Annotated in this window: 17 protein-coding genes; 8 read left to right on the plus strand and 9 right to left on the minus strand. The window is 73.4% G+C overall.

Annotation, left to right across the window (positions count from 1 at the left end):
- Positions 1–25 precede the first annotated feature (25 nt).
- The 4 genes from ACFYSC_RS04285 to ACFYSC_RS04300 all read right to left on the minus strand — a co-directional run bounded on the left by ACFYSC_RS04285 (position 26) and on the right by ACFYSC_RS04300 (position 4,607).
- A complete protein-coding gene (locus tag ACFYSC_RS04285; RefSeq protein ID WP_389956457.1) occupies positions 26–1,396 on the minus strand; it encodes a S8 family serine peptidase in 1,371 nt (456 codons plus the stop codon).
- The gene (locus tag ACFYSC_RS04290) at positions 1,390–2,124 is read right to left on the minus strand and encodes a hypothetical protein (protein WP_389956460.1); all 735 of its coding nucleotides are present in this window, start codon (positions 2,122–2,124) and stop codon (positions 1,390–1,392) included. The genes ACFYSC_RS04285 and ACFYSC_RS04290 overlap by 7 nt, the downstream gene beginning before the upstream one ends.
- A gap of 224 nt (positions 2,125–2,348) precedes the next feature.
- Positions 2,349–3,530 (minus strand): adenylyltransferase/sulfurtransferase MoeZ, encoded by a 1,182-nt coding sequence (moeZ, locus tag ACFYSC_RS04295; RefSeq protein WP_362939277.1) that lies wholly within the window; start codon positions 3,528–3,530, stop codon positions 2,349–2,351.
- A gap of 90 nt (positions 3,531–3,620) precedes the next feature.
- Positions 3,621–4,607 (minus strand): alpha/beta fold hydrolase, encoded by a 987-nt coding sequence (locus tag ACFYSC_RS04300; RefSeq protein WP_389956464.1) that lies wholly within the window; start codon positions 4,605–4,607, stop codon positions 3,621–3,623.
- Between the two features lie 299 nt (positions 4,608–4,906).
- Between ACFYSC_RS04300 and ACFYSC_RS04305 the strand changes: the two genes are divergently transcribed.
- Both ACFYSC_RS04305 and ACFYSC_RS04310 read left to right on the plus strand, forming a co-directional pair.
- Positions 4,907–5,272, plus strand: a complete 366-nt coding sequence (locus ACFYSC_RS04305; protein ID WP_389956467.1) for a hypothetical protein — start codon at positions 4,907–4,909, stop codon at positions 5,270–5,272.
- Positions 5,273–5,650: 378 nt separating this feature from the next.
- Positions 5,651–6,025, plus strand: a complete 375-nt coding sequence (locus ACFYSC_RS04310; protein WP_389956470.1) for a hypothetical protein — start codon at positions 5,651–5,653, stop codon at positions 6,023–6,025.
- Positions 6,026–6,304: 279 nt separating this feature from the next.
- Here ACFYSC_RS04310 and ACFYSC_RS04315 read toward each other — a convergent pair whose 3' ends face one another.
- A complete protein-coding gene (locus tag ACFYSC_RS04315; RefSeq protein WP_389956473.1) occupies positions 6,305–7,219 on the minus strand; it encodes a Ku protein in 915 nt (304 codons plus the stop codon).
- Positions 7,220–7,426: 207 nt separating this feature from the next.
- Here ACFYSC_RS04315 and ACFYSC_RS04320 point away from each other — a divergent pair, with 207 nt between their 5' ends.
- From ACFYSC_RS04320 to ACFYSC_RS04330, 3 genes are all read left to right on the plus strand, one after another.
- Positions 7,427–7,747 (plus strand): hypothetical protein, encoded by a 321-nt coding sequence (locus ACFYSC_RS04320; RefSeq protein WP_389956477.1) that lies wholly within the window; start codon positions 7,427–7,429, stop codon positions 7,745–7,747.
- Between the two features lie 59 nt (positions 7,748–7,806).
- Complete coding sequence (locus ACFYSC_RS04325) at positions 7,807–8,436, plus strand: TetR/AcrR family transcriptional regulator (protein ID WP_179825285.1); 630 nt, start codon at positions 7,807–7,809, stop codon at positions 8,434–8,436.
- A gap of 168 nt (positions 8,437–8,604) precedes the next feature.
- The gene (locus ACFYSC_RS04330; RefSeq protein ID WP_362939259.1) at positions 8,605–8,835 is read left to right on the plus strand and encodes a DUF3107 domain-containing protein; all 231 of its coding nucleotides are present in this window, start codon (positions 8,605–8,607) and stop codon (positions 8,833–8,835) included.
- Between the two features lie 420 nt (positions 8,836–9,255).
- Here ACFYSC_RS04330 and ACFYSC_RS04335 read toward each other — a convergent pair whose 3' ends face one another.
- Positions 9,256–9,906: a ferritin-like fold-containing protein gene (locus ACFYSC_RS04335; protein ID WP_362939256.1), complete on the minus strand. Its 651-nt coding sequence runs from the start codon at positions 9,904–9,906 to the stop codon at positions 9,256–9,258.
- 371 nt (positions 9,907–10,277) lie between these two features.
- On the opposite strand from ACFYSC_RS04335, the gene ACFYSC_RS04340 reads away from it, so the two are divergent.
- Both ACFYSC_RS04340 and ACFYSC_RS04345 read left to right on the plus strand, forming a co-directional pair.
- Entirely contained in the window at positions 10,278–12,215 is a 1,938-nt protein-coding gene (locus ACFYSC_RS04340) for a DEAD/DEAH box helicase (RefSeq protein ID WP_389956481.1), read from the plus strand.
- Positions 12,216–12,392: 177 nt separating this feature from the next.
- The gene (locus ACFYSC_RS04345; RefSeq protein WP_362939250.1) at positions 12,393–13,265 is read left to right on the plus strand and encodes an alpha/beta hydrolase; all 873 of its coding nucleotides are present in this window, start codon (positions 12,393–12,395) and stop codon (positions 13,263–13,265) included.
- 100 nt (positions 13,266–13,365) lie between these two features.
- On the opposite strand, the gene ACFYSC_RS04350 is transcribed toward ACFYSC_RS04345, so the two are convergent.
- From ACFYSC_RS04350 to ACFYSC_RS04360, 3 genes are read right to left on the minus strand one after another with little or no spacing between them, the layout of a single operon-like run.
- Positions 13,366–14,274, minus strand: coding sequence for a RecB family exonuclease (locus ACFYSC_RS04350; protein ID WP_389956484.1), 909 nt, complete (start codon positions 14,272–14,274; stop codon positions 13,366–13,368).
- Between the two features lie 4 nt (positions 14,275–14,278).
- The gene (locus ACFYSC_RS04355) at positions 14,279–15,004 is read right to left on the minus strand and encodes an MBL fold metallo-hydrolase (protein ID WP_389956487.1); all 726 of its coding nucleotides are present in this window, start codon (positions 15,002–15,004) and stop codon (positions 14,279–14,281) included.
- A gap of 54 nt (positions 15,005–15,058) precedes the next feature.
- On the minus strand, positions 15,059–15,721 hold the full coding sequence (locus tag ACFYSC_RS04360) for a DUF6758 family protein (RefSeq protein ID WP_389956490.1): 663 nt from the start codon (positions 15,719–15,721) through the stop codon (positions 15,059–15,061).
- Between the two features lie 89 nt (positions 15,722–15,810).
- Between ACFYSC_RS04360 and ACFYSC_RS04365 the strand changes: the two genes are divergently transcribed.
- A complete protein-coding gene (locus ACFYSC_RS04365; RefSeq protein ID WP_389956493.1) occupies positions 15,811–16,194 on the plus strand; it encodes an NUDIX hydrolase in 384 nt (127 codons plus the stop codon).
- Positions 16,195–16,196: the final 2 nt, after the last annotated feature.

Genomic DNA, 16,196 nt, shown 5'->3' on the forward strand with positions numbered 1-16,196 from the left:
TGCTACGTCGCCGGGCCCCGCCGCCCTATGCCTCCCCGCCACCCGGGACCGCCCGCGTGTCCGCGCCGTCCGGGACCGCCCGCGTGTCCGCGCCGTCCGGGACCGCCCCCTCCCCGCCGTCCGGAGCCGGTCGCGCGCCGCCCCCCGGCGCGGTCAGGGCGTCCGCGCCGTCCGGGACCGGCAGGGCCGTCCGGCGGCGGCGTACGGCGCGGGCGGAGACGGCGAGCACCGCCAGGGACGCGGCGGCCCCCAGTCCCGCGGCCCCCGCGATCCCCCCGTACAGGTTGATCCTGTCCCGGTCGCGCCGGACGACCTGGACCGGTCCGGCCGCGCGGCCGACCGGGCGCGCGGGGTCCTGGACCGCCCCCGCCCCGGCGGTCAGGGTGTGGCGGTGGATCCTGGCGGCCTCGGCCAGCGCCCGGGAGGCGTTGACCACCCCGAACCCCAGGCCGGTGTCGTAGCCGCCGCTCGGCCGCCGGGTGGCTCCGGCGGTGAGCGCCTGCGCCACCAGCGCGGGCGACATACGGGGATATTTCGCTTTGATCAGCGCGGCGACGCCCGACACCAGCGCAGCCGCCTGGGAGGTGCCGCGACCCACCCAGTACTCGTCCCCGGGGCCCGCGCCGAGGACGTCCACCCCGGGCGCGGCCAGCAGCACCGAGGGGTTGCGGTTGGAGAAGGACGCCCGGCGCAGCCTCCGGTCCGCCGCGGCGACCGAGACGACCCCGGGGAAGGCGGCCGGGTAGGAGTAGGGGGCGTAGCCCGTCCCGGCGGACTCCCGGCCCCCGTCGTTGCCCGCGGCGGCGACCAGCACGACCCCCTTGGAGATCGCGTAGCGGACCGCCGCCCGCTCCTCCTTCGTCGCCAGTTCCTTGGAGATGGACATGTTGATCACGTCGGCGCCGTGGTCCACCGCGTACCGGACCCCCCTGGCGACCACGTTCTCGAACCGCGCGGCGGTGTTGAACCGCTGGAAGCCCGGCTCCTCGTCCTCCAGGATCACCCGCACCGACAGCACCTCGGCCTCCGGCGCGACGCCGACGACCCCGTCGGCCCCGCCGGGACCGTGCCCGTGCCCGGCGATGAGCGAGGCCATGTAGGTGCCGTGCAGCCGCGCGGGGGCGACGCCCGGGGGGTTGGCGCCCCTGGTGAAGTCCCTGCCCCGCACCACCGAGCCGGTGAGGTCGCGGTGGGCGGCGTCCACCCCCGAGTCGAGCACCGCGACCGTCACGTTCTCGCCCCTGGAGGTCCGCCAGGCGTTCGGCAGGTCCAGCGTCCGCAGCACCGGCTCCTGGGCGGTCCGCACGTCGTCGGCGCGGGCGGCGCCGGCGGGCCCCGCCGTACCGGCCGCGGCCAGGAGGAGCACCGCGACCGCCGGGGCCGCGCGCCTCAGCACCGCCACTCCCCGGAGGCGCAGTCCGGCCGCGCGGGCGTGGCGAGGTCGGCGAGGATCCGGTCGGCGATGTCGCCGGCGAAGGAGAACACGGTCGGCCGCTGGATCCCGGCCGCGCGGGCGGGCCTGCCGTCCACCTGCCCGAACGTGGCCAGCACCAGGTACGGCCCGGCCCGCCGTGCCAGGCCGCCCTGCCGCTCGTCCTGACCGAACCGGTCGGTGACGGTGCCGGGGAAGGCGAGCGCCCGCAGTCCCGGCGCCGGGAGGCCGCCCCTGGGCAGCGCCGCCTCCGCCACGGTGGCGCCCTGCTCCGTCCCGAAGGCCGCGACGCCGACGGTGACGACGACCCCCTGGAGCCCGTCGATGTAGGTGGCGCGCAGGATCCCCCGGCAGCCCGCCCGGCGCAGCGCCCCGCGGAGCGCGGCGTCCACCGCCCGGTCGCACCGGGTCTCCGGTGAGATGCCCACGCGCAGGGCGCTCTCCCGTCCGCCCTGTTCGGCGGCGTAGCCGACGGTGCCGGGGAAGATCCGTCCGGCGGGCCAGGACCGCCAGCGCCGGGCCAGCTCGCCGAGGGAGGCCCGCTCCAGCTCCGCGGGGGTCGGCCCGCGGGTGAGCTCGGCCGCGGCGGTGCTCGCCGCCACCGCGGCCACGATCGCGCAGGCCAGTGTGAGCAGCGAGGCGATGACCGGCGTCGGCCAGGCGCGTCCTCGCCGATCATGTATCCCGCTCACGCATTGACCTTAATGCGGTCGGACGACTGCGAACCGCCACAAATGCAAGCGTGAACCGCCACGGAACCCGTGGAACCCGTGGAACCCGTGGAAACGACGACCGCCCGGCCGCGCGGGGTGCGCGGCCGGGCGGTCGTACGGAGGGCGGCCGCCCGTACGGCGGCCGCTGGGCCGGGGTCGCCCGCGGCCACCGGGCCGCCGGGACGACGCCGCCCCCTGTCGGATCAGTAGGTCGGCAGGCTCGGGTCGATCGTCTTGACCCAGCTCAGCACGCCGCCGCCCACGTGGACGGCGTCGGAGAAGCCGGCGTTCTTGACGATGGCCAGGCACTCGGCGGACCGGGCGCCGGACTTGCAGTGCAGGACGATCTTCCTGTCCTGCGGGAGCCGCTCCAGCGCGGAGCCGTTGAGGAACTCGCCCTTGGGGATGAGCACGGCGCCGGGGATGGAGACGATCTCGTACTCGTTCGGCTCGCGGACGTCGACGACGAAGACGTCCTCGCCGGCGTCCTGCATGGCCTTGAGGTCGGCCGCGCTGATCGTGGAGCCGGAGGCGGCCTCCTGGGCCTCGGCCGAGACCGCGCCGCAGAACGCCTCGTAGTCGTCGAGCAGCTCGGTGACCGTCGGGTTCTTGCCGCAGAGCACGCACTCGGGGTCCTTGCGGACCTTGACCGAGCGGTAGTTCATCTCCAGGGCGTCGTAGATCATCAGGCGGCCGACCAGCGGCTCGCCGATGCCGGCGATGAGCTTGATGGCCTCGTTGACCTGGATGGAGCCGATCGAGGCGCACAGCACGCCGAGCACGCCGCCCTCGGCGCAGGAGGGCACCATGCCGGGGGGCGGGGGCTCGGGGTAGAGGCAGCGGTAGCAGGGGCCGTGCTCGGCCCAGAACACGCTGGCCTGGCCGTCGAAGCGGTAGATCGAGCCCCAGACGTACGGCTTGCCGAGCAGCACCGCGGCGTCGTTCACCATGTAGCGGGTGGCGAAGTTGTCGGTGCCGTCGACGATCAGATCGTACCCGGAGAAGATCTCCATGACGTTGTCGGTGCTCAGCGCGACGTTGTGCACGACCACGTCGATCAGCGGGTTGATCTCCCGGACGCTGGCGGCGGCGCTCTCGGCCTTGAGACGGCCGACGTCGGACTGGCCGTGGATGACCTGGCGCTGCAGGTTGGACTCGTCGACGACGTCGAAGTCGATCACGCCCAGCGTGCCCACGCCCGCGGCCGCGAGATACAGCAGCGCGGGTGAGCCGAGACCTCCGGCGCCCACACAGAGCACCTTGGCGTTCTTCAGACGCTTCTGACCGGCCATCCCCACGTCGGGGATGATCAGATGGCGCGAGTAACGACGCACCTCGTCGACGGACAGCTCGGCTGCCGGCTCTACCAGCGGTGGCAACGACACAGTTCTGCTCCCGTTTCAGGGGTCTTCAAGAGGCGGCCGGGCACAGGGCGAGCACGGCGCGCACCACTGACAACCCGGGGGTCGTCCCGGTCATTCCCCGATCCGTGACCGGGCACCCCCGGCGTCTCCGGCACTCCTGCCATCCCCGGCGTTTCCGGCGCTCGCGGCACTCCCGGCGCTCGCGGCACTCCCGGCGCTCTCGGTGATGAGCTGCCTGGCCTCCCGGGCCACCCGTCCCGGGACCTCCATCTGCGCCACGTGCCCGGCGTCGGGCAGCAGCACCAGTCGCACGCGCGGGAACGTCCGTCCGGCGCGGGCCGCCATCCGGGGGTTGACCAGCCGGTCGTAGCGGCCGTGGACGACCAGTGTGGGCGCGGTCACCCGGGCCGCCTGCCGCCACAGGTTGTCCTCACCGCGCCGGAAGTACTCGGCGACGAGCCCGCGCGCCGAGCCGATCATCGACTCCCCGGCGTACGGCAGGCCGTCCCGGCGGCGCAGCTCCTCCGCCGCCTCGCGCAGCCGGTCGGGGTGGACGCGGCCGAGGTCGGCGTAGCACATGGCCATCGTGGCGTTGATCCTGCGCTCCGGCGGCAGCATGCTCAGCCGGCTCGCGGCCCAGTCACCCAGCCTCGGCACCGCCGACAGGGCCACCCGCGCCGGGCCGTACCGGGGGGTCAGGTCGGGCAGCGCCGGGGAGACGAGCGTGAGGGAGCGGACCAGGTCCGGGCGGGTCGCGGCGATCCGCACGGAGATCGCGCCGCCCATGGAGTTGCCGAACAGGTGGACGGGCCCGGCCGAGATCCGCTCGACCAGCGCGGTCACCGAGCGGGCGTGGGCGTCGATCGAGTAGTCGGCGCCGGGCGGCTCCGGGGAGTAGCCGGCCCCCGGGAGGTCGACGGCGTGCCCGGTGACCAGATCCGACAGCTCGGCCATCAGGTCGGTCCAGTTCGTCGCGGAACCGGCCAGCCCGTGCACGTAGACGGCGGTCTCGGCCGGTCCCCGCGGGGTGGAACGCACGTGGAGGCGCTGCCCCCCGATGTCGACCATCTCGCCCGGCCAGGGCGGAATCAGCTCCATGACCCCTTGTCCTCTCGCGTCGCGCCCGTGACGGCCCCTGATCCGACGATACCGGTCACCGCCCACCTCAGCACAAAAGCGACATTAAAGACATTTCACAGCAAAACAATTAATAAGAGTCTAACCGCGGCGATAAATAGATAAGGCAGAAGTAAAAGCCGCCAATCTCTGTTTGTCGCCCAAGGGGGGCGGAAATCAAGTCTGCGAGAGATCGGCCCTTAAGGGCCATCTCGGGCGTTTTTCGAGAAATCGAGAAAACGCCAGAGCGGGGCAACCGATCCTTTCAAGGGGGAAACGCAATGCCCAAGTTCAAGAGCGTCTTCGCGGGGGTCGCGGTCAGCACGGCGCTGGCCGGCGGCATCGTCAGCCTCGGTGCGGCCACCACCGCGACCGCGGCCAACGCCGCCGTGGCTCAGACCACCGTCGCCGGCTTCCAGACCTGCGGCGGCTGCGGCGGCGGCTGCGGCTGGCGTCGCTGCGGATGCGGTGGCGGCTGCGGTCGTCGTTGCAGCCACAACCGCTTCCGGCTGAGGGTCATCACCGTCAACAACAACCACAACAACGTCCGGGGCGACAACCTGCAGGCCCAGCGTCAGCGCCAGTTCCAGGAGGACCGGGACTTCGACTTCAACCGGTTCGACCCGTTCACGGGTGGCGGGGACTGACCAGTCGCCCGGCCGGGACGCGGCACGCGCCCCTAGCGGGTGACCGCACGCGACCCGGCTCGCGACCGTGACGAGTTCCAACCCGCCCGGGGGGTGAGGCCCGGGCCCGCACGAGGACACCGTTCTCCGCGAAAGACGGTGCCCGACCGGCGGGCCCGGGTGCCCCGGGGGAGACGAGACGACTCGGCACGGCGCCCGTCGGCCGGCACGGGATATTCCCGTACGGCATTCTCCGAATGGGACCGGGCGGCCGGCGCCGCCGGAAAACCCATTCCATGGCCACCGCTCGCAACGGCGCGTCATCCGCCGGACGGCGCGCATTTTCAAGAAGCGCAGAGAAACGAGCGGGAAACCGCTCATCGAAAAGGGGAAAGACAAATGTTCAAGACTGTTCTCGCGGGCGTCGCGATCAGCACCGCGCTGACCGGCGGCATCGTCAGCCTGGGTGCGGCCACCACGGCCGCCGGCGCCACCGTGGCGCAGACCACCATCGCCGGCTTCCAGACCGGCTGCGGCGGCGGCTGCGGCTGGGGCGGCCGCCGCTGCAGCCACCGTCGCTTCAGGCTGCGGGTCATCACCGCCAACAACAACTACAACACCGTGCACGGCGACAACGCCCAGGCCCAGCGCGAGCGCCAGGCCCAGACCCGCCGTGACTTCGAGTTCGAGCGCTTCAACCCGGTGATCGTCGGTGGCGGCCGTGACGAGGGTGCCGCCGGCGGTGGCGCGGCCGGCGCCGCGCCGACCAGCTGACACCCGGCCGATCACGGGCGGACCTCGCGTCCGCGCGCAACGACGGGGGCCTCACCGGCATCGAGCCGGCGGGGCCCCCGTCCCCATGTCCCCGCGTGTCCCCGGCTTCCGGGAGCATGTCTCCGCGCTCCGGGAGCGGGACGGTCCCGCCGTACGGTGACCGCGCCGTACCGGGGACGACCGCCGGACCGGGCGGCGGTGGAGCGGCGTGCCGGGCGGGACGGCGTGCCGGGCGGGACGGCGTGCCGGGCGGGACGGCGTGTCAGACGGAGCGGCGTGTCAGGCGGGACGGCGTGCCTTCCCCTTGCGCGGCGTCTTCGCCTCCCCGCTCTCCCCGGCGGATCCAGCGGACCCGGCGGACCCGGCGGACCCAGCGGACCCGGCGGACCCGCGCGCGGCGGTGGGCGCCCCGCCGGGCGGCCGCCGCCGCTTGGCCGCCTCGACGCTGGCGCGGAGCGCGGCCATCAGGTCGGGCGCGGGACCGGGCTCGGGCGCGGCGGCCGGCGTGACGACCTCGCGGCCCGCCACCTTGGCCTCGATGACCTCCTGGAGCGCCTCCCGGTAGGCGTCCCTGTACAGCGCGGGGTCGAAGTCGGCGACCATGCTGTCGATCAGCGACTCGGCCATCCTCAGCTCCTGGGCCCGCACCTCGGTCTCCTCCTCCAGGAACCCGAAGTCGGCCTGGCGCACCTCGTCCGGCCAGAGCATCGTCTCCAGCACGAACACCCCCTCCCTGACCCGGAGCACCGCCAGCGACTCGCGCTGCCGCAGCGCGACCTTGACGATCGCCACCCGGCGGGAGCGTTCGAGCGCGTCGCGCAGCAGCACGTAGGGGCGCACGCCCTCGGAGTCGGGCTCCAGGTAGTAGGACTTGTTCAGCAGGATGGGGTCGATCTGGTCCGCCGGGGAGAACTGGAGCACCTCGATCCGCCGCGAGGTCGAGAGCGGCAGGTCCTCGAAGTCCTCGCTCTCCAGGACGACCACCTCCCCGGTCGGCAGCTCGTAACCCTTGGCCACGTCGGCGTAGGGCACCTCCTGCTCGCAGACCTCGCAGATCCTCCGGAACCTGACCCGGCCGGCGTCCTCCCGGTGCACGAGGTGGAAGGAGACGTTGCGCTGCTCGGTCGCGGTGTGCACCCCGACCGGGATCGTGACCAGCCCGAACGCGATCGCGCCCTTCCAGATGCTCCGCATGGTCTCTCCCTGTCTCGGGACCGCCCCCGCCGATCTTCGCACGTACGTTCGGAACATGAACGAGGTGGATGTAAAAACTCACCAACAGGGCAGTTACCCGCCATGGGGGTTCCGATGCCCCGCCTTTCGCGGCGGGCGGGACCCGAGGTCGTACGCTGGGCGATGTCCGATGTTCGCCCGGTCACACGGAAGAACGGAAGCAGACGAGTGGCTGAAATCAACGCACGCGGTCAGGGTCCGGCGGATCTGGACGACGAGACGCTCACGGATCTTCCCGAGGGGGAGGAGATCGGGATCGAGGCGACCGACGCCGACGCCGCCGAGCAGACCCGCCCGGCGCGCGACGACGCCCCCGGCCGGGTCTCGGGGATCTCGCCCGAGACCCCCGAGGCCGACGCCGCCGAGCAGACCCGCCCGGTGCGGGAGGACGGCCCGGACTGGCCGGATCACATCCCCCTCGACGCCGACCCCGCCGACGCCGCCGAGCAGACCCGCGTGGTGGAGCTCGACGAGGACGACTATCGCTGACCTGGTTACCCACGCGTAGGATGTCGCAGGACAGCAGGAGCACCCGCAAGGAGAACGCCGTGACCGCTACCCCGGACGCCAAGCCCCGGGGCACCCGGCTGCCCCGGATGGCCCGCCGTCGCCAGCTGCTCAGCGCCGCCCAGGAAGTCTTCGTGGAGAACGGCTACCACGCGGCGGCGATGGACGAGATCGCCGAACGGGCCGGCGTCAGCAAGCCGGTTCTCTACCAGCACTTCCCCGGCAAGCAGGAGCTCTACCTCGCCCTGCTGGACGTGCACGTGGACGACATGATCGCCCGCTGCCGCGACGCACTGGCCTCCACCACCGACAACAAGCAGCGGGTCCAGGCGGCGATCGGGGCGTTCTTCGACTTCGTCTCCACCCAGGGCGAGGCGTTCCGGCTGGTCTTCGAGTCCGACCTGCGCAACGTCGCCCCGGTCCGCCAGCGCATCGAGCGCAACCTCCGCGAGAGCGCCGAGATGATCAGCCAGGTCATCCAGGAGGACACCGGCTGCTCCAGCGACGAGGCCCGGCTGCTCGGCGTCGGCCTGGTCGGCATGGCCGAGGTCAGCGCCCGCTACTGGATCAGCAGCGGCGGCTCCATCCCCAAGGACGCCGCCACCCAGCTCATCGCCCGCCTGTCGTGGCGCGGCATATCGGGCTTCCCCCGCACCACCGCCGAGCACTGACGGGGCGGCACGGCGAGCACCCGCGGGGCCGTACGGCCGAGCACCGGCGGGCGTCCGGCCGGACGCCGGCGGAAGGCGACGCGTCTGTTCGCTTGACGCGATCAAGCGGCGCTCGCGGCTCCGATGGGGTGACCATGGGACGAGCAACCCTCGTCGAAAGGGAGCAGGATGGAAATCAAGATCGGCGTACGCTCCGTGCACCGCGAGCTCATACTGAACACCGAGCTGACGGCCGAGCAGATCGAGGAGGAGCTGCACCAGGCCCTCGCCCCCGAACGCGGCGTGTTCAGCATCACCGACACCGGCGGCCGCAAGGTGCTGGTCCCCATCGCCTCGCTCGGTTTCATCGAGATCGGCGAGGAGGAGAACCGGCCGGTCGGCTTCGGCGGCACCCTCTGACAAGACGGGAGTCCCCGGGGGGCCGACCGGCACGGGCCGGTCAGTCTCCCGGGCACCGTCCCGGACGGTCCTCCCGTCCCGGGAGGCGGCAGCCCGGCGGGCGTCTGCCCCGGTGGACGGGGTGGCGGCCCAGGCTGACGGCGGGGCAGTCCGCGTCCCCCCGGCGCAGCACGGCGCGGAGCGCCCAGCGGTTCGGTCCACATCTGGTCGGAGGAGTGCCGTAGCGGCGCGGGACCCTCATGTCTCGCACCGTACAACCGTCCGGCGACTTCACGCTCCCCGATCAGCCGACATATCCGGGGGCCGCGTCTCGGCCCCGGCCCGTCCGGGAGGCGGCGCCTCGGCTCCGGGTGGCCTTTCGGGGCACCCGGCCCTGTGCGACCCGGACCCTCGGCGCGCCCGTCCGCCGTCCGGCCGGGCTCAGGGGCCGGGGGTCAGCCCCAGGGCCGACATCCGCTCGCCGTGGGCCTCGGTCAGCCGGCCGAACATCCGGGTGATGTCCTCCCCCGCCGCCTCCACCAGCAGCGCCGCCAGCTCCGGCCGGGCCTCGGCCACCCTCCGGCCCTGGTTGAGCGACTCCCCCACGAGCCGCCTGGCCCACAGCGCCAGCCGCCCGCATACCACGTGATCGTTCTCGATGGCCGCGCGCACCCGCTCCACCGCGAACTGCGAGCGTCCCTCATCGACGAGCACCTCGTCGACGAGCCGGCGGGTCTCATCGTCGACCAGGGTGGCCGCCTCACGGTAGAAGTCGAGGGCCATCCCCGTGCCCACGTACGCCTTGACCAGGGCCTCCAGCCAGTCGTGCGGCGCGGTCCTGGCGTGCCAGTCGTCCAGCGGCCCGACGAACGGCGCCATCGCCTCCTCCGGGTCCGTCCCCAGCGCGGCGAGCCGGTCGCTCAGCAGCCGGAAATGGGCGTACTCGGTCACGGCCAGGTCGCCGAGCGCGGCCCGGTCGGTCAGCGTGGGGGCGAGCCGGGCGGCGTCCTCGGCGAGCCGTAGGAAGGCGGTGAGCTCGGCGTAGGCGAGGACACCGAGCAGGTCGGCGACACCGGGAGGGGAATCACTCATGCAGGGAAGCCTACGAGCTACCGGGCCCCGCCATTCCGCAGGAATACCAAGAAATCGGTTCCGCGTTGTGGTATCGAGTACACTGCTCTGTGAAAGTGCGACCGCACCCGTGTTAACCCAGGAGATTTCACCTCCTGGACGCCCCCGAAGTCGGCATGACGCCGCAGCGGTCGCTGATGACATCAGAGGGCCGGCCCTTCCGCGAGGACCCGGGCACGGGGAACCATTTCAGCCCGTGGTCCCGGCAGGACTGCCTTCAACGGAGACTTAGGCAGGCCAAGCTGACGACGTTCCGAGACCTCGGAGTCAACCCGGAGATCGCTGACGCCCTCGAGACCGAGGGCATCACCACGCCGTTCCCCATTCAGGAGATGGCACTCCCCCTGGCGCTCAACGGCCAGGACATCATCGGACAGGCGCGTACCGGCACCGGCAAGACGTACGCCTTCGGCGTCGCCATGCTGCAGCGGGTGGGCAAGCCCAGGAAGAACCGCAAGAAGCCGCGCGGGCTGGTCGTCGTGCCGACCCGCGAGCTGGCCGTCCAGGTCACCGAAGACCTGGTCACGGCGGCGGGAAAGCTGGGCTCGCGGATCCTCACCGTGTACGGCGGGCGCGCCTACGAACCTCAGATCGAGGCGCTCAAGCAGGGCGTCGACGTCATCGTCGGCACCCCGGGCCGTCTGCTCGACCTGGTCAAGCAGAAGCACCTCGACCTCAGCCAGATCAGCGCCCTCGTCCTGGACGAGGCCGACCGCATGCTCGACCTGGGCTTCCTGCCCGACATCGAGCGGATCATCAAGCTCATCCCGGCGGAGCGGCAGACGATGCTGTTCTCCGCGACGCTGCCGGGTGAGATCGTCGCCCTGTCCCGGCGTTACCTCAGCCGCCCGACCCACGTGCGGGCCGAGAACAACGACGCCGAGGCCGAGGCCACGCCGCAGACGACGCAGTTCGTCTGGCGTGTGCACCGGATGGACAAGGTCGAGATCGTGGGCCGGCTCCTGCAGTGCGAGGGCCGCGGACTCACGATGATCTTCTGTGAGACCAAGCGGGCCTGCGACAGGGTCGTGGAGGACCTCAAGGAGCGCGGCTTCGCCGCCGCGGCCGTCCACGGGGACCTCGGTCAGGGCCAGCGCGAGCAGGCGCTGCGCGCCTTCCGCAACGGCAAGATCGACGTTCTCGTGGCGACGGACGTCGCGGCGCGCGGCATCGACGTCGACGACGTCACCCACGTGGTCAACTACGACTGCCCGCAGGACGAGAAGGCCTACGTGCACCGGATCGGCCGCACCGGCCGGGCGGGCAAGACGGGCGTCGCGGTGACCTTCGTGGAGTGGGAGGACCTCACCCGCTGGAAGGTCATCAACAACGCGCTGTCGCTCGACTTCGCCGAGCCGGTCGAGACCTACTCGACCTCCGCGCACATCTACACCGACCTGGGCATCCCCGAGGGCACCAAGGGCGTGCTGCCGCGCGCCAACCGCTCCCGCGCGGGCCTGGCGGCCGAGGAGATCGAGGACCTCGGGGAGACCGGCCGCAGCCGCTCGCGCGGTCCGCGCCGGGGTCGCGAGGAGGAGTCCAGGGAACGCCGGAGCCGCGAGGAGGAGTCCAGGGAGCGCCGGGAGCGTCCGGCCCGCACCCCCCGGGAGCGTCGCCGTACCCGGGGCGGCCGGAACGCCCAGGAGGCCGTACAGGCCGCCGGAGCGGTGGAGGAGCCGTCCCGGCCCGACGCCGGGGGTGCCCGTGACACCGCGGTCCCCGAGACCGCCGTGGCGGCCGGGGCCGCCGGCGAGCGGAACGCGCCGCTCGTGACCGAGGAGGCTCGGCGCCCGGTCGCCGAGCCCGCCGTGCCGGAGACGGACGCGGCGCCCCGCGAGGACGCCCGGGAGGAGCGCCCCGCGAGGTCCCGTCGCCGTAAGTCCGGCCTGAACCCCGAGGTGAGCCTCGGCGGCGAGGATCGGAGCGCCCCCTCCCCGGACGACGCCGTCCGGGAGGAAGTAGTCCAGAGCGGTACCGTCCGGGATGAAGTCGCCCGAAATGACACGGTCCGGGACGAAGCCATCCGGGACGACGTGGTCCGGGAAGAGGAGCCGGCGACCGGCCGGTGGGACGACGAACCCGACGTCCCGGCCTCCCGCCCGCAGCCGGAGAAGATCGTTCCGGCGAGTCCGTTCACGGTGATCTTCCAGTCGCCGGACCTCGCGACGGACGACGACGAGATCGCCCCGTCGGCGGCGTCGGAGCGGGCGCAGAGCCGCCGCCGTCCCCCCGCGCGGGGGCAGCAGCGGGGTCCGCGCCGCCCGCAGTAGGCGGCGGAGCCCGGCGGAAGGCACGGAGGAGAACGAGGGGGCCCGAACCGCACCCGCCCCGGAGGGGGAGGGCGGCCCGGGCTCCCGCCGAAAGGGGCGCGACCCATCGGATCGCGCCCCTTTTCCGCATCTCAGGCGCACGAAGGCACTCCGCGGGGAGAGGTATCGTGGGGCCACGTGAGTACGCCACGATTTCTGACCCTGCCTCCTGGCGTCCGTTCCCGGCGGATCGAGACGGCCGTTGGGACCTTCGCCGCGCTGGAGGCCCTGCCGGTCAGTGGCATAGCCGAGCGCTGGCCAGCGCTGCTGGTCCCCGGCCTCACCGGCAGCAAGGAAGACTTCATCGCGGTCCTGCAGACCCTCGCCCAGGCCGGCCGCGAGGTCATCGCGATCGACATGCGGGGCCAGTACGAGACGGAGGGCCCCGACGACCCCGCCGCCTACACCTGCGCGGCGCTCGGCAACGACGTCGACGTCCTGGCCCAGCACGTCGGCGGGGGCGGCCCCGTCCACCTGGTCGGCCACTCCTTCGGCGGCCTGGTCGCCCGCGAGGCGGTCATCGACGGCCGCACCAAGTTCGCGTCCTACACGCTGATGAGCTCGGGCCCCTCCTCGATCCCGGGGGTGCGCGCCCAGGTGAGCCGCGCCATGCTCGCCGAGCTGCCCGAGGCGGGCATCGAGCGGCTGTGGCAGACCCGGATGGAGCCGGAGGCGCTGGCGGCCGGCGTGCCCGACGAGATCGTCGAGTTCCTGCGCGGGCGGCTGCTCGCCAACTCCGTGACCGGGATGGTCGCGATGACCCGCCAGGTGCTGTCGGCGCCGGACCGCTGCGACGACCTCGCCCAGGTCGGGGTGCCCACGTTCGTGCTGTGCGGCGAGCACGACGACGGCTGGCCGCTGGAGACGCAGGCGGAGATGGCCCACCGGCTGGGCACCGAGTGCGTGGTCCTGCCCGGCGCGGCCCACTCCCCCGCGGTGGAGGCCCCGGAGACGACGGCCGCCGCGCTCACCCGGTTCTGGAACGAGTCCGAGGCCCGCCTGCTGAACTGAGCGGCCCCGACGGCCCCGACGGCTCGGACAGGGCCACGAGGGGTCCCCGGACCGGCCCGGCGGACCGAAGGTTCCTGAGCCGGGCCCGGCGGGGCCGGGATCAGTCGTCGGCCAGGGCGGCCCAGGGGTCGCGGTCGCCGGCGGCGGCGCGGCCCTCGGGGCAGTGCTTCCGGAAATCGCACCAGGAACACAGGGGACCGGTCCGGGGCGGGAAGACCGCGTCGATCTCCGCGGGGACCTCCGGCGGCGTACGGCCGGCCTCCGGCTGCGTACGGCCGGCCCGCCCGGTGGAGCGCGCCGGGCCCGCCCAGGCGCGGTAGCGGTCGTCGGCCTCCGACGCCTCGGTCGCGATCTCCTCGGCCCGCCGCAGATGACCGGCCAGCGACTCCTCGGTGTGCTCCCACTCCACGATCGAGCCGCTCGGAAGGTGGTGCAGCTCCACCCGGCGGCAGGGGGTGCGCAGCATCCGCTCCGAGGCCACCGCGTAGACGGCCAGCGCCAGGGAGAACCGGGCGTCGTCGGTGGTGGAGGGCCGGCGGCCGGTCTTGTAGTCGACCACGACCAGCTCCCCGCCGCGCCGGTCGAGCCGGTCGACGCGGCCGGAGAGCGCGATGACCGGGGTCCGCGCGGCGACCGTCCGCTCAACGCCGACGGGCTCGTCGGCGGGGTCGAGGGTCGCGGCGTAGGCGCCGGTCATCTCCGCGGCCCGTTTCCGCCAGGCCGCCGACTGCTCGGCGTCGCGGAAGCCCTCGCCGATCCACCCCCTGCCGACCAGGGTGGCCGCCGTCTCCGGCGTCCGCCGCTCGTACGGCTCGCGCCACCACCCCGCGAGGGCGTTGTGCACGCTGATCCCCACGCTGTTGTGCGCCCACGCCGGCCCCCTGGACGGCGCGGGCCGGTCCATGTAGGTGAACCGGTAGCGCCGGGGGCAGTCGAGCCAGGTGTTCAGCCGCGACGGCGTGCAGGAGTAGAGCCGCCGCGGCATGCCCTCCAGGGGTAGCTGGTCCACGGGGTCACTGGTCGCGGAGGTCGAGGCGGATGCCGGCCGCCTTCGTGCCGTCGGTCAGCGGACCATCTGCCTCACCGGTCCCGCCGGTCTCCGGGCCGCGGAGCAGCGAACCCGACAGCCAGTCGTCGAACCGCGGCTCCAGGGCGCCGATCGTGGTCTCCTCACCCTGCGAGGGCAGCACGCGCGTGGCGTGGGGCAGGGTGAACAGGCGGCCGCCGATCGCGGTGAGCTGGTCGGCCAGCGCGGGGTGCTCGTCGCCGAGCCTTCCCGGCCCGTCGGCCTGCAGGGTCTTGCCGGTGAACACCGCCGACAGGGCCTCGCAGTAGAGGGAGACGCCGCCCTGCGAGACGCCCGGGGTGGACATCACCTCCAGCTCGACGTCGGCGACGCCGAACACGCCCTCGTCCTCCATCTCGATGTCCGGCCAGGTCTCCGGCCAGGTCCGCCGCCACAGCGGCCGGTCCTTGGGGTGCAGGGCGACCACGGCCTCGTCCCGGGCCGCGACCTCGATGGCCGCGCCCACGTGGTCGGGCAGGCCGTGGGTGCAGACGACGGCCAGCACCTCCCGCTCGCCGACCTCCGCCAGGATCGTCTCCGCGTCGCGCGCGGGGTCGATGACGATGACCTCCTCGTCGTCACCGATGATCCAGGTGTTGTTCTCGACCTCGTACTCGACGCCGTCGACGTCGACGGTCCCCTCGGTCACCACTCGTTCGATACGCGCTGTCACGCTTCCGAACTTTACCCGCAAGCCGCCGGAGACCCCGTCTTCCCGGCTCTCTTCTCAGTCCTCTTCGCCGGTCTCCACCGGCCCCTCGCCGCCCAGGCGCGGCGAGAACGCGCCGAACGGCAGGTCCAGCGCCTGGTCGTGGTCGCGCAGGTCGCGCAGGGACAGCTCGGCCAGGGTGATGAGGTAGCCCGCCTCGGGCGGCCAGATGACCAGCCACAGCCAGTTGCCCAGCGCCTCCCCGGCGTACACCGCGCGGTCGGGCGTGCCGGTCACGCACCACAGCGGGGTCGGCCGGCCGTTGATGTCGAGTTTGGCGTGTGCCGGGCCCTCGTCGAACCCGATGCCGGGGTCGGGGCCGTCCAGTCCCGCGTACCCCGCGCCCAGCCCGACGCCGGGCTCCTCGGCGACCACCAGCATGTCGGCCGGCCCCCGGGTCAGGGACGGCCCGGAGAGGGCGACCACGGTGGCCCTGGCCCCGGTGCGGTCGTCTCCGGCCTGGGCCAGGCCGTTGACCAGGAATCCCTGCGGCAGCGGCCAGGGCAGCCAGACGGGCACCTGGGCGTCGCGGGCGACGGCCTCGACGGCGGCGGCGGAGGGGTGCATCGGCGCCTGCAGCGGCAGGACGTCGCCGTGCCGGGCGCATCTCCAGGCGCTCGACCAGACGCTGGGCGCGCGGAGCGGGCCGAAACACCGTGGGCAGGTAGGCGCGGCTCTCACGATTACCCACGGTGCGTCCTCGGCGCCCCCTCCGTCAAGGGCACTGCTCGTTATCCCGCCGTAATCTTCTCAACGTGCGGGTAAATTGTGTGGGCGCGATCGTCCGTGACGGTTCGGGGCGGCTGCTCCTCGTACGCCGGGGGCGCCCGCCCGGCGAGGGGCTGTGGTCGGTGCCGGGCGGCCGGGTCGAGCCCGGCGAGTCCGACGCCGAGGCGGTGGCGCGCGAGGTGCTGGAGGAGACGGGCCTGACGGTCGCCGTGGGCCGCCTGGCCGGCTCGGTGGACCGGCCGGGACCCGGCGGCGTCGTCTACGAGATCCGCGACTACCTCGCGGAGGTGCGCGGCGGCGTCCTCGCGGCCGGCGACGACGCCGCCGACGCGGGCTGGTTCTCCCCCGGCGAGCTGGCCCGGCTCCCGCTGACCCCCGGCCTGCTCGCGGCCCTCACCGAGTGGTCGGTCATCGCCCCGCGGTGAAC

Origin of the sequence: Streptosporangium sp. NPDC004379, from assembly GCF_042873875.1 — a bacterium.
GTDB lineage: Bacteria > Actinomycetota > Actinomycetes > Streptosporangiales > Streptosporangiaceae > Streptosporangium.

What these genes read in the sequence shown, in the direction of transcription:
- ACFYSC_RS04300 (WP_389956464.1), bottom strand. Translation starts at nt 4,607, where the DNA reads ATGGAGCTGATTCCGCCCTGGCCGGGCGAGATGGTCGACATCGGGGGG.
- ACFYSC_RS04305 (WP_389956467.1), top strand. Translation starts at nt 4,907, where the DNA reads ATGCCCAAGTTCAAGAGCGTCTTCGCGGGGGTCGCGGTCAGCACGGCG.
- ACFYSC_RS04310 (WP_389956470.1), top strand. Translation starts at nt 5,651, where the DNA reads ATGTTCAAGACTGTTCTCGCGGGCGTCGCGATCAGCACCGCGCTGACC.
- ACFYSC_RS04315 (WP_389956473.1), bottom strand. Translation starts at nt 7,219, where the DNA reads ATGCGGAGCATCTGGAAGGGCGCGATCGCGTTCGGGCTGGTCACGATC.
- ACFYSC_RS04330 (WP_362939259.1), top strand. Translation starts at nt 8,605, where the DNA reads ATGGAAATCAAGATCGGCGTACGCTCCGTGCACCGCGAGCTCATACTG.
- ACFYSC_RS04335 (WP_362939256.1), bottom strand. Translation starts at nt 9,906, where the DNA reads ATGAGTGATTCCCCTCCCGGTGTCGCCGACCTGCTCGGTGTCCTCGCC.
- ACFYSC_RS04340 (WP_389956481.1), top strand. Translation starts at nt 10,278, where the DNA reads ATGGCACTCCCCCTGGCGCTCAACGGCCAGGACATCATCGGACAGGCG.